The organism is Pseudomonas sp. PA-6-3C (genome assembly GCF_021605825.1).
Taxonomy (GTDB): Bacteria; Pseudomonadota; Gammaproteobacteria; order Pseudomonadales; family Pseudomonadaceae; genus Aquipseudomonas; species Aquipseudomonas edaphica.
Window position 1 is genome coordinate 21,033 of sequence record NZ_WKDV01000058.1, and the last position, 12,604, is coordinate 33,636.

General features: G+C 61.4%; 12 protein-coding genes. 8 read left to right on the plus strand and 4 right to left on the minus strand.

The window, feature by feature from the left end:
• Positions 1 to 84: 84 nt before the first annotated feature.
• Positions 85 to 1,215: a patatin-like phospholipase family protein gene (locus GIW48_RS27150; RefSeq protein WP_236461777.1), complete on the minus strand. Its 1,131-nt coding sequence runs from the start codon at positions 1,213 to 1,215 to the stop codon at positions 85 to 87.
• A 30-nt stretch (positions 1,216 to 1,245) separates the two neighbouring features.
• Entirely contained in the window at positions 1,246 to 2,181 is a 936-nt protein-coding gene (locus tag GIW48_RS27155) for a lipid A biosynthesis lauroyl acyltransferase (RefSeq protein ID WP_017137854.1), read from the minus strand.
• A 118-nt stretch (positions 2,182 to 2,299) separates the two neighbouring features.
• Here GIW48_RS27155 and minC point away from each other — a divergent pair, with 118 nt between their 5' ends.
• The 8 genes from minC (at position 2,300) to GIW48_RS27195 (ending at position 10,512) form a co-directional block, all read left to right on the plus strand.
• The gene (gene minC, locus GIW48_RS27160; protein WP_017137855.1) at positions 2,300 to 3,037 is read left to right on the plus strand and encodes a septum site-determining protein MinC; all 738 of its coding nucleotides are present in this window, start codon (positions 2,300 to 2,302) and stop codon (positions 3,035 to 3,037) included.
• Between the two features lie 200 nt (positions 3,038 to 3,237).
• On the plus strand, positions 3,238 to 4,050 hold the full coding sequence (minD, locus tag GIW48_RS27165; RefSeq protein WP_003209098.1) for a septum site-determining protein MinD: 813 nt from the start codon (positions 3,238 to 3,240) through the stop codon (positions 4,048 to 4,050).
• A 3-nt stretch (positions 4,051 to 4,053) separates the two neighbouring features.
• Entirely contained in the window at positions 4,054 to 4,308 is a 255-nt protein-coding gene (gene minE, locus GIW48_RS27170) for a cell division topological specificity factor MinE (protein WP_003175252.1), read from the plus strand.
• Positions 4,309 to 4,403: 95 nt separating this feature from the next.
• Positions 4,404 to 5,039: a pseudouridine synthase gene (locus GIW48_RS27175; RefSeq protein WP_017137856.1), complete on the plus strand. Its 636-nt coding sequence runs from the start codon at positions 4,404 to 4,406 to the stop codon at positions 5,037 to 5,039.
• Between the two features lie 196 nt (positions 5,040 to 5,235).
• Complete coding sequence (locus GIW48_RS27180) at positions 5,236 to 6,525, plus strand: M18 family aminopeptidase (protein ID WP_138451017.1); 1,290 nt, start codon at positions 5,236 to 5,238, stop codon at positions 6,523 to 6,525.
• A gap of 209 nt (positions 6,526 to 6,734) precedes the next feature.
• Positions 6,735 to 6,911: a hypothetical protein gene (locus GIW48_RS27185; RefSeq protein WP_017137858.1), complete on the plus strand. Its 177-nt coding sequence runs from the start codon at positions 6,735 to 6,737 to the stop codon at positions 6,909 to 6,911.
• 72 nt (positions 6,912 to 6,983) lie between these two features.
• Entirely contained in the window at positions 6,984 to 9,149 is a 2,166-nt protein-coding gene (locus tag GIW48_RS27190) for a mechanosensitive ion channel family protein (RefSeq protein WP_017137859.1), read from the plus strand.
• Positions 9,150 to 9,165: 16 nt separating this feature from the next.
• The gene (locus GIW48_RS27195) at positions 9,166 to 10,512 is read left to right on the plus strand and encodes an amidohydrolase (protein WP_170037774.1); all 1,347 of its coding nucleotides are present in this window, start codon (positions 9,166 to 9,168) and stop codon (positions 10,510 to 10,512) included.
• Between the two features lie 149 nt (positions 10,513 to 10,661).
• On the opposite strand, the gene GIW48_RS27200 is transcribed toward GIW48_RS27195, so the two are convergent.
• Both GIW48_RS27200 and GIW48_RS27205 read right to left on the minus strand, forming a co-directional pair.
• Positions 10,662 to 10,886: an MbtH family protein gene (locus GIW48_RS27200; RefSeq protein ID WP_017137860.1), complete on the minus strand. Its 225-nt coding sequence runs from the start codon at positions 10,884 to 10,886 to the stop codon at positions 10,662 to 10,664.
• 82 nt (positions 10,887 to 10,968) lie between these two features.
• On the minus strand, positions 10,969 to 12,363 hold the full coding sequence (locus GIW48_RS27205) for an aspartate aminotransferase family protein (RefSeq protein ID WP_017137861.1): 1,395 nt from the start codon (positions 12,361 to 12,363) through the stop codon (positions 10,969 to 10,971).
• Between the last annotated feature and the right edge of the window lie 241 nt (positions 12,364 to 12,604).

The following is a 12,604-nucleotide window of genomic DNA, read 5'->3' on the forward strand; positions in this document are numbered from 1 at the left end:
AGCTGGCTTGCCTGCGATAGCGATCTGTCAGCCAACATAGTTGGCACAGGAATACCGCTATCGCAGGCAAGCCAGCTCCCACATTTAGTTCACCGTCAGCCCAAGGAATTTGGACAACTCCTCACGTTTTGCCAGCGCGTCTTTCCTGCCCAGTTCAATCAACTCGCTGCAATACCCCGCCTCGAACAACAAGTAACTCAACACCCCCGCCCCACTGGTCTTGGTCGCCCCCGGGCCGCGCAAGAACAGACGCAACGCCGCCGGCAATTCCTGCCGATGCCGCGCCGCGATTTCATCGATCGGCTGGCTGGGCGCAATCACCAGCACCTCTACCGGCGCCAGCCCAGGCGCAACATGGCTGAATTGGTTCAGACGCTCCAACAGCTCAATATCGCTTTCCAGGCTGTCAATAAACGTGCTGTTAAGCATATGCCCACCAATCTGCGCCAAGGTCGGCTCCTGGCCAGTGTAAGTACGTTGCACCGAAGGTTCATTGCCACGCGGGTTGCCGCTCACGCCCACCACCAGCACCCGGCTGGCACCCAGGTGCAAGGCCGGGCTGATGGGCGCGGATTGGCGCACGGCACCGTCACCAAAATATTCCTGGTCGAGTTTGACCGGCGCAAACAGCAAGGGGATCGCGGAGCTGGCCAGCAAGTGCTCAACCGTCAGTTGGGTCGGCACACCGATGCGCCGATGGCGCAGCCAGGCATCGATCTTGCCGCCGCCCTGATAGAAGGTCACCGCTTGCCCGGACTCATAACCAAAGGCCGTGACCGCGACTGCATGCAGATGCTTGTTGCGGATCGCCTCATCAATGCCGTGCAGGTGCAGTTTGTCGTTGAGCAAGTCGCGCAACGGCGCACTGTTGAGCAACGCCACCGGCACCTGGGCACCCAGGCCCAACAGGCTATGGATAAAGAAACGGCTGGCCTGGTGCACCACGCCCGGCCAATCGCTGCGCAGCACCAGATGGCTGCGAAAGCCCTGCCAGAAGGCGGTAAGGCGTTGGATGGCCGCGGTAAAATCCGTGGCGCCACTGGCCAGGCTCACCGCATTGATCGCGCCGGCGGAGGTGCCGACAATCACCGGAAAAGGATTCGGCGCCCCCGGCGGCAGCAACTCGGCAATCGCCGCCAGTACGCCCACCTGATACGCCGCTCGCGCCCCGCCACCGGAAAGAATCAAGCCTGTGACCGGTTCAACTGGGCGCATTGCGTCACTCCATAGCGGAAAAAGTGCGGGTTACCGGCGGCGCGGTTCGTACAGCTTAGCCTCGCCGGGCGGGCGGCTCTTGAAGCGCCGGTGTGTCCACAGGTACTGCTCGGGGCATTCGCGCACCGAGGCTTCGACCCACTGGTTGATGCGCAGGCAGTCAACCTCGTCGCTCTCACCGGGGAAGTCGGTCAGCGGCGGGTGGATCACCAGGCGGTAACCGCTGCCATCGGCCAGGCGCTCCTGGGTGAAGGGCATCACCAACGCCTTGCCCAGCCGCGCAAACTTGCTGGTGGCGGTCACTGTAGCGGCCTGGATGCCGAACAGCGGAACAAAAATGCTTTGCTTGGCGCCGTAGTCCTGATCCGGCGCATACCAGATGGCGCGGCCCGAGCGCAGCAGCTTGAGCATGCCGCGCACGTCGTCGCGCTCTACCGCCAGGGAATCGAGGTTGTGCCGCTCACGGCCACGGCGCTGAATGAAGTCGAACAGCGGGTTGCCGTGTTCGCGGTACATGCCATCAATGGTGTGCTTCTGCCCGAGCAGGGCCGCGCCAATTTCCAGGGTGGTGAAGTGCAACGCCATCAGGATCACACCCTTGCCATCCAGATGCGCCTGCTTCAAATGCTCAAGCCCTTCGACATGGGCCAGGCGTGCCAGGCGCGATTTGGGCCACCACCAGCTCATGGCCATCTCGAAGAAGGCGATGCCGGTGGACGCGAAGTTTTCCTTGAGCAGCCGTTTACGCTCCTTGGCGGATTTTTCCGGGAAGCACAGCTCGAGGTTGCGCGCGGCGATGCGGCGGCGATCAGCAGCCACGCGGTACATGCCGGCGCCAAGTAATCGACCAATGGTCAGCAAGGCACGGTAGGGCAACTGGGTAATCAGCCACAGCAGGCCGAGTCCCAGCCATAACAGCCAAAAGCGCGGGTGAAAAAATACAGCTCGAAAACGCGGGCGATCCATTACAGATTCCGGTAAAGACAAGGGCCGCGCATTCTACAACGTTCGACTCGGCTTGCGGCCCGTGGTTGTTATCGTTATAAGTCTCGACACTTTTCGTGACAAGCCGCTTTTGCCGACCATGAGCCAAACCGAACCGCTAGACCAAGATCCCGTGTTCCAGCTGAAAGGCAGCATGCTCGCCATCACCGTGCTGGAACTGGCCCGCAACGACCTCGACGCCCTGGACCGCCAGCTCGCCGCCAAGGTCGCCCTGGCGCCGAACTTCTTCAACAATGCCCCGCTGGTACTGGCCCTGGACAAACTCCCGGCCGGCCAAGGCGCGATTGATTTGCCCGGCTTGATGCGCGTCTGCCGCTCCCACGGCTTGCGCACCCTGGCCATACGCGCCAGCCGTATCGAAGACATTGCCGCGGCCATCGCAATTGAACTGCCCGTATTGCCACCCTCCGGTGCCCGCGAGCGCCCGCTCGAACCGCTGGAAGGTGAAGTGAAGAAAAAACCGGAAAAACCGCCGGAACCTGCGGTCAAGCCTACAAAGATCATCACCTCCCCCGTACGCGGCGGGCAGCAGATTTACGCCCAGGGTGGCGATCTGGTGGTGATCTCCTCGGTTAGCCCCGGGGCGGAACTTCTGGCCGATGGCAACATCCATGTATACGGCCCCATGCGCGGACGTGCCCTCGCCGGCATCAAGGGCGATACCAAGGCGCGGATTTTTTGCCAGCAGTTGAGCGCTGAGCTAGTGTCCATCGCAGGCCAGTACAAGGTTTCAGAAGATTTGCGCCGTGATCCGCTGTGGGGGGCCGGGGTGCAGGTCAGCCTGTCGGGCGATGTGTTGAACATCATCCGTCTTTAACGGATACTGCCGCATTTTCCAAGCATCTCTAGACTCTGATAGCAAAGCGAAACCGGCAAGACTTGTGTAGGAATAATTGGAAGTTGGCGTTTCCCTGCGGAAATCACATCTTTTTCCTACAAAGGCTGTCCGCCTGCAGCGAGTTCCAAGAGATGTTTTTCAGGGGCTGAAAAGTCCTTTTTCCTTAGGGGTGAAACACCTTGGCCAAGATTCTCGTGGTTACATCCGGCAAGGGTGGTGTGGGTAAGACCACCACCAGCGCCGCTATCGGTACCGGCCTCGCTCTGCGCGGCCACAAAACAGTCATCGTCGACTTCGACGTCGGTTTGCGTAACCTCGACCTGATCATGGGCTGCGAACGCCGCGTGGTGTACGACTTCGTCAACGTGGTGAACGGCGAAGCCAACCTGCAACAGGCCCTGATCAAGGACAAGCGCCTTGAGAACCTGTACGTGCTGGCCGCCAGCCAGACCCGTGACAAAGACGCGCTGACCAAAGAAGGCGTAGGCAAAGTCCTGGCCGAGCTTAAAGAAACCTTCGAATACGTGGTGTGCGACTCCCCGGCCGGTATCGAAACCGGTGCTCACCTGGCGATGTACTTCGCCGATGAAGCCATCGTCGTCACCAACCCGGAAGTCTCCTCGGTACGTGACTCGGACCGCATGCTCGGCCTGTTGGCCAGCAAGTCCCAGCGTGCCGAAAAAGGTGAAGACCCGATCAAGGAGCACTTGCTGCTCACCCGTTACAACCCTGAGCGCGTCAGCAACGGCGAAATGCTCGGCGTTGAAGACGTGAAGGAAATCCTCGCAGTGACCCTGCTGGGCGTGATCCCCGAATCCCAGGCGGTCCTCAAGGCTTCCAACCAAGGTGTTCCGGTGATTCTTGATGACCAGAGCGACGCCGGCCAGGCGTACAGCGATGCAGTTGATCGCTTGCTGGGCAAGACCGTGGAACATCGCTTCCTCGATGTTAAGAAGAAGGGATTCTTCGAGCGTATCTTTGGAGGCAACTAAATAATGAAATTTCTCGACTTCTTTCGCGCCAACAAAAAGCCAAGTACCGCGTCGGTAGCGAAAGAGCGTCTACAGATCATCGTGGCGCACGAACGCGGCCAACGCAGTACCCCGGACTACCTGCCAGCCTTGCAGAAGGAACTGGTCGAGGTGATCCGCAAGTACGTCAATATCGGCAACGATGACGTGCATGTCGCCCTGGAAAACGACGGCAGCTGCTCGATTCTGGAACTCAATATCACCCTGCCTGATCGTTAATCGAAAAGGCGGCCGCCACGGCGGCTCGATCACCTTGATCCCGTTTGGGAACCGGGTGGCCGAGCCGCCGTTGGCGTTTGTTACGAGGCTGTTTAATGCCGCTGTCCACTATTCATATCCTGCATCAGGACGCCGCCGTCCTGGTGGTGAACAAGCCGACCCTGTTGCTCTCGGTGCCTGGCCGCGCCGATGACAACAAAGACTGCCTGATCACCCGCCTGCAGGAAAACGGCTACCCCGAAGCCCGCATCGTGCATCGCCTGGACTGGGAAACCTCGGGGATCATCCTGCTCGCGCGGGACGCCGACAGTCACCGCGAACTGTCGCGGCAGTTTCACGACCGCGAAACCGAAAAAGCCTACACCGCCTTGGCCTGGGGCCAGCCGGCGCTGGACAGCGGCAGCATTGACCTGCCTTTGCGCTACGACCCGCCGACCAAGCCGCGCCACGTAGTCGACTATGAGTTTGGCAAAAACGCACTGACCTTCTGGAAAGTGCTGGAGCGTTGTGGCGATTGGTGCCGCGTGGAACTCACGCCGATCACCGGGCGTTCGCACCAGTTGCGGGTGCATATGCTGTCGATCGGCCATCCGCTGCTCGGTGATGGCTTGTACGCCCATGAACAAGCCCTGGCCGCCTGGCCACGCCTGTGCCTTCATGCGAGCATGTTGAGCTTTACGCACCCGCAAAGCGGCGAGCGGCTGCGCTTTGAGTGCCCTGCACCTTTTTAAGCTGAAAATACAGTCAAATGTGGGAGCTGGCTTGCCTGCGATAGCGATCTGTCTGTGCCAAATATATTGGCTTACACACCGCTATCGCAGGCAAGCCAGCTCCCACATTGGCCTTGCAGGGTTTTCAAGCGAGTAGCTTCACTTCAAATGTGGAGCCAATACGGTAAACTCCGCGCATTGCTGTCTGGAGCTATTTATGCGCGAAGCGTTGAATCAAGGCCTGATCGACTTCCTCAAGGCCTCCCCTACTCCTTTTCATGCCACTGCCGCCCTCGCCCAGCGCCTGGAAGCGGCCGGTTACCAGCGTCTCGACGAGCGCGAAACCTGGGCCACCGAGGCCAACGGGCGCTATTACGTCACCCGTAACGATTCCTCGATCATCGCCTTCAAGCTCGGTAAGCATGCGCCGCTGCAAGACGGCATCCGTATGGTCGGCGCCCACACCGACAGCCCCTGCCTGCGGGTCAAGCCCCAGCCGGAGCTGCAACGCCAGGGCTTCTGGCAGTTGGGCGTGGAAGTCTACGGCGGCGCGCTGCTGGCGCCGTGGTTCGACCGCGACCTGTCGCTGGCCGGCCGCGTGACCTTCCGCCGCGACGGCAAGGTCGAGAGCCAACTGATCGACTTCAAGTTGCCGATTGCCATCATCCCCAACCTGGCCATCCACCTGAACCGTGAAGCCAACCAGGGCTGGGCGATCAATGCCCAGACCGAGCTGCCGCCGATCCTTGCGCAGTTTGCCGGTGACGAGCGTGTGGACTTCCGCGCCGTGCTCACTGAGCAGCTCGCCCGCGAACACGGCCTCAACGCTGATGTAGTACTCGACTACGAGTTGAGCTTCTACGATACGCAAAGCGCTGCGGTGATCGGCCTCAATGGCGACTTCATCGCCGGTGCGCGCCTCGACAACCTGCTGTCGTGCTACGCCGGCCTGCAAGCCTTGCTCACCAGCGAAAACGACGAAACCTGCGTGCTGGTGTGCAACGACCACGAAGAAGTCGGCTCCTGCTCGGCCTGCGGCGCGGATGGCCCGATGCTGGAACAGACCCTGCGCCGTCTTCTACCGGAAGGTGAGGAATTCGTACGCACCATTCAGAAATCACTGTTGGTCTCGGCAGACAATGCCCACGGCGTGCACCCTAACTACGCCGAGAAACACGACGCCAACCACGGCCCCAAACTCAACGCCGGCCCGGTGATCAAGGTCAACAGCAACCAGCGCTACGCCACCAACAGCGAAACCGCCGGGTTCTTCCGCCACCTGTGCATGGCCCAGGAAGTGCCGGTGCAGAGCTTTGTAGTGCGCAGCGACATGGGCTGCGGCTCGACCATCGGCCCGATCACCGCCAGCCACCTGGGCGTGCGCACCGTGGATATCGGCTTGCCGACGTTTGCCATGCACTCGATCCGTGAGCTGTGTGGCAGCCATGATCTGGCGCACCTGGTGAAGGTGTTGGGCGCGTTTTATGCGAGTCGCGATTTGCCCTGACCTCAGGGGCTGAATGCGGTCAAAACTGTGGGAGCGGGCTTGCTCGCGAAAGCGGAGTGTCAGTCAATTCATCTGTAACTGGCACACCGCATTCGCGAGCAAGCCCGCTCCCACAGTTGGTTTTGCATAAACCTGACCCATATCACTCCAACTTCCCACAATCCGGCCTAGACTTGTCAGTATTCCCACTCCGACAAGGCCGTCGCCCCATGATCTCCATGTCTTCGTTCCACGCCATGCTCATTCCCATCATCATCGGCATGATCCTGCTCGCGACCGGCTTCAACTTTCGCGACAAGCCGGTGGGTGTGTTTGGTATGTGGGTCGGTATGCTGTTGATCCTCGGCACTGTGGTTTACAAGATCCTTGCCAAACTGGCGGAATAACAAATGCACTCGCATTGGGCATAGCGGCCTCGTACACTCGGTCAATTCGTCGTTTTCAAGGTTGACCGCCTCGTGCTTTCCCGTCTCTTTGCCCTGCCCTGCTATTTTCTGATCGCCCTGCTCACGCTGCTGCCCCTTGCGCCAGCGCAAGCCGTGAGCCTGCCCGGCCTGCTGGGCAGCACCAACAAGACCCAGCCTCAGGCCGATGTGCCGCTGGGCCAGTCGCTGGACGAGGTGATCAAGACCCTGGAAAACGACCAGCAGCGCACCCAACTGCTGAGCGACCTGAAGAAGCTGCGCGAAGCCACGCAAAAAGCCCAGCCCGCTGCCGAACAAGGCGTGCTCGGCTTGATCGGCAGCACCCTGGCCGAGCTTGAAGCCCAGTTTTCCGGGGCCGACAGCCCGTTGGGGCGCTGGTCCAACGAGATCGACCTGGCCCAGGAAGAACTCACGGCACTGATGCTGCCGGCCACCGAATGGCTGCCGATCATTTTCGGTTTTGCCGTGATCCTGGCAGTGTGGAGCCTGCTGGCCGCCGCGCTGATCTGGCTCAGCCACCGTGTGCGAGAACGTTTCGGCCTGCCCGAAGAACTGCCGCAACACCCGCGTACCTGGGACATGGTGCGCTTCGCCCTGCGTAAACTGGGGCCGTGGCTGATTGCGTTGATCATCACGGTTTACCTCAGCTATGCACTGCCTTCGTCCCTGGGCAAATCCCTGGCGATGGTGCTGGCCTATGCGCTGGTGATCGGCACCTGTTTCTCGGCAATCTGCGTGATTGCCTTCTCGGTTCTCGACGGCCCACACCGTCACCGGGCCTTGTATATCCTGCGCCACCAGGCCTTCCGTCCGCTGTGGTGGATCGGCAGTTTTGCCGCCTTCGGTGAAGCCTTGAGCGACCCAAGGCTGGTTGCGGCGCTTGGCCAGCATCTGGCCCACACCGCCGCGACCGTCGCCAATGTGATGGCCGCGCTGTCCACCGGCGTGTTTATCCTGCGCTTCCGCCGCCCGATCGCGCACCTGATCCGCAACCAACCGCTGTCGCGCCGCCTTACACGCCGTGCCCTCACCGACACGCTCTCGATCATCGGCTCCTTCTGGTACATCCCGGCGTTGTTGCTGGTGGGCATCTCGCTGTTCGCCACCTTCCTGTCGGCCGGCGACACCAGCACCGCGCTGCGCCAGTCGCTGCTGTGCACGGTATTGCTGGTGTTGTGCATGGTGATCAACGGGTTGGTGCGCCGCCATGCGCTCAAGCCGCAACGTGGGCACAAGCGCCACGCGCTGTACTCCGAGCGCCTGAAAAGCTTCGTCTACACCCTGGCCCATCTGGTGGTGTGGCTGGTATTCATCGAGCTGGGCCTGCGCGTGTGGGGCTTGTCGATGATTCGCTTTACCGAAGGTGACGGCCATGAAGTCAGCGTCAAGCTGTTCGGCCTGGGCGGCACGCTGCTGTTTGCCTGGCTGATCTGGATCCTCAGCGACACCGCGATCCACCATGCCCTCACCCGCTCGCGCAAAGGCCTGGCCAATGCGCGTGCGCAGACCATGATGCCGCTGATCCGCAACGTGCTGTTCGTGACCATTTTTATCATCGCCGCCATCGTCGCCCTGGCGAACATGGGCATGAACGTCACGCCGCTGCTGGCCGGTGCCGGTGTGATCGGTATCGCCATCGGTTTTGGCGCACAGTCGCTGGTCGCGGACTTGATCACCGGCCTGTTCATCATCATCGAAGACTCCCTGGCGATTGATGACTACGTGGATGTCGGCGGCCACCTCGGCACTGTCGAAGGCCTGACCATCCGCACCGTGCGCCTGCGCGACATCGACGGCATTGTGCACACCATCCCGTTCAGTGAAATCAAGAGCATCAAGAACTACTCGCGGGAGTTCGGCTACGCGATCTTCCGGGTGGCGATCCCCTTCAACATGGAGATCGACGACGCCATCAAGCTGATGCGCGATGTCGGCCAGAAAATGCGCAACGACCCGCTGCAACGCCGCAATATCTGGTCGCCGCTGGAGATTCAAGGTGTGGAAAGCTTTGAGTCCGGCAGCGCGATCCTGCGGGCGCGCTTCAAGACCGCGCCGATCAAGCAGTGGGAAGTGTCGCGGGCGTTCAACCTGTCACTCAAGCGTCATCTGGATGAAGCCGGGCTGGACCTGGCAACACCGCGCTTGAGCGTGCAGGTGGTGACCGCCGGTACGGTGCAGGAGAAAGATCAACAACAATAAACAAGGAGAGGTCTGTATGCGTTTAAACGGTCTGACACACCAATGGGTTTTCGGCATGCTGTGCGGGCTCGCCAGCAGCGCGGTGATTGCCGCCAGCAGCGGCCAGGATGCTGCCCGGGAAGAAATCGCCGCCCAGGCCAAAATCCTCGAACCGGCGTTGCTGGAAACCCGCCGCGATATTCACGCCCACCCCGAGTTGGGCAATACCGAAACCCGCACCGCCGAACTGGTCGCCAAACAACTGCGCGACCTGGGCCTTGACGTCAAAACCGGCGTGGCCCGCACCGGCGTGGTCGCCATTTTGAAAGGCGGTCTACCCGGCCCGACCGTGGCCCTGCGTGCCGACATGGATGCGCTGCCGGTCAAGGAAGTCGCCGACCTGCCCTTCGCCTCCAAAGCCAAAGGCACTTACCTGGGCAAGGAAGTCGACGTGATGCACGCCTGCGGCCACGATGCTCACACGGCAATCCTACTGAGCACCGCGAAAATCCTCAGCGGCATGCGTGAGCGCCTGCCCGGCACCGTGGTGTTTTATTTCCAGCCGGCCGAAGAAGGCCCGAGCGACTTTATCCCCGACGGCAAAAACACCTGGGGCGCGAAAATGATGGTGCAGGAAGGTGTGATGAAAACGCCCAAGCCGGACGCGGTGTTCGGCCTGCATGTCTGGGCCGGTGTGCCTGCCGGGCAGATCGCCTATCGGCCTGGCCCGACCCTGGCCAGCTCCGATGACCTGCGCATCAAGATCCTCGGCAAACAGACCCACGCCGGCCGCCCGTGGGACGGCATCGACCCGATCACCGTCGGCGCGCAGACCATTGTCGGTTTGCAGACCGTGGTGAGTCGGCGCACCGACATCTCGTCGTTTCCGTCGGTGGTGAGCATCGGCACCATCAACGGCGGCACCCGCTACAACATCATCCCCGAGTCGGTGGACATGAGTGGCACCATCCGTTCCTACGACTACGGTATTCGCCAGAAACTGCACGCGGACGTGCGCCAGACGGTGGAGAAAATCGCCGAAAGCGGTGGCGCCAAGGCCGAAGTCACGATCATCGAAAAATACGACCCGACCATCAACAACCCGGCACTCACCGAAAAAATGCTGCCAAGCCTGCGTTGGGCGGCCAAGGATGATGTGGTGCAAGGCCCACTGGTGGGCGGCGCCGAGGACTTCTCGTTTTACGCCAAGGAAGCGCCGGGGTTGTTTGTGTTTCTGGGGGTGACGCCGAGGGATCAGGACATGAGCAAAGCGGCGCCGAACCATAATCCGGGGTTCTTTGTGGATGAGTCGGCGTTGGTGGTGGGGGTGCGGACGCTGGCGTCGTTGGCGACGGATTATCTGTATACCAACACAAAGCAGTAGCGAAGCGCTTACTGTGGCGAGCGAGCTTGCTCGCGCTGGACCGGGCTGGCGCTCCAGTGCGAAGCGCTCGCGTTTTTTGGGGCTGCTCCGCAGCCCAGCGGGAGCAAGCTCCCTCGCCACAGAAAGCCCGCTCACAGTGCTCCGACGTGTCAGCCAGCCAGCGCAGCGCCATCCATCTTCTGGCGCAGGCTCAACGGGCGCATGTCAGTCCAGACTTCCTCAATGTAAGCCAGGCATTCTTTCTTCAGGCCGCTCTTGCCCACGGTGCGCCAGCCTTCGGGCACCACTTTGTAGTCGGGCCAGATGGAATACTGTTCTTCGTGGTTGACCACTACCTGAAACAGGATGTCGTCGCGGTCAAATACTGAGGTCATTGCTGTTCTCCATCGCTAAAAAACTGGCTGCGCACCACGCGCAGCACTGATATCTGTAGAAACGTACCAGGCCCGCTAAAAATTAGAGGCTGGCGACGGCTGCCACCAGCGCGCGCCCGAAGATCTCGGCCACGCGGTCGACTTCGGCGGCGGTGATCACCAGCGGCGGCAGGAAGCGCACCACGCTGCCGTGCCGGCCGCCCAGCTCCAGGATCAGGCCACGCTTGAGGCATTCGCGCTGCACCAGCGGTGCCAGTTGGCGATGCACCGGCGGGTGGCCCTGGATATCGGGCGTGCCGTTGGGGTCTACCAGCTCAACGCCCAGCATCAGCCCACGCCCACGAATATCGCCCAGGTGCGGGAAGTCGCGCTGCAGGATGCGCAGGTGCTCAGCCAGGCGCTCGCCCATGGCCGCCGCGTGGCCGGCCAGGTCGTGTTCCTTGAGGTAGCGCATCACCGCCGAGCCCGCCGCCATCGCCATTTGATTACCCCGGAACGTTCCGGCATGCGCGCCCGGCAACCAGGTGTCGAGCCAGTCGCGATACACCACCACCGCCAGCGGCAAGCTGCCGCCAATGGCCTTGGACATCACCACAACATCCGGGATGATGCCGGCGTGTTCAAAGGCAAACATCTTGCCGGTACGACCGAAACCGCTCTGGATTTCATCCACGATCAAGGCCACTCCGGCCTGCTCGGTGATGCGTCGCAGGCCGCGCAACCAGTCGAGATCGGCCGGGATCACACCGCCCTCGCCCTGCACCACCTCGACAATCACCGCCGCCGGCAACAGCACGCCGGCTTCCGGGTCGTTGAGCAGGTTTTCCAGGTAATGCAGGTTGACCCGCACGCCTTCTGCGCCGCCCAGCCCGAATGGGCAGCGGTAGTCATAGGGGTACGGCAAGAATTGCACGCCATTACCCAGCAGAGCGCCCAAGGGCTTTTTCGGCCCCAGGCTGCCCATCAGGCTCAGCGCGCCCTGGCTCATGCCGTGGTAACCGCCCTGGAACGACAGCACCGTGCTGCGACCCGTGGCAGTGCGCACCAGCTTCAGCGCGGCTTCCACCGCGTCAGTGCCGGTGGGGCCGCAAAACTGAATTTTCGCTTCTTGCGCAAGCTTTGCCGGCAGCAGGCCGAACAGGTCTTGGACGAACTGGTCCTTGACCGGCGTAGTGAGGTCGAGCGTATGCAGTGGCAGCTCGTCACTCAGCACCTGCTGGATGGCTGCGATCACCACCGGATGGTTGTGACCCAATGCCAAGGTGCCAGCACCGGCCAGGCAGTCGATAAAGCTACGGCCTTCGACGTCTTCCACGTAGATGCCCTTGGCCCGCTTGAGCGCCAGCGGGATACGCCGAGGGTAGCTGCGGGCATTGGATTCCTGCTGACGCTGGCGGGCCAGCAGTGGGGTTTCTTCGAAGTGGTAGAGCGTTTCCACCGGTGGTGCGTCTTCGATACGGCTGGTAGCGACTGACATCTCTCGATCCCTCAATACGCGGGTGGGGTGACCAAACGGGCGATCCGCGTATGTGCGGATTTCATGTTCTGGAGACGCACCAGCGCTGGGGGGATTTAGGGGGGTTGTGGTTTTTTGATGGGGGGCATATCCGTTATTTAGGTAACGGCGGCTTAGGGTTCCGCCCTTACGGCGGGTCACTTTTGCAAGGACCGGAATGCCGGCCCAGTCAAAAGTAACCAAAAGGTCCTCGCCCCAACAC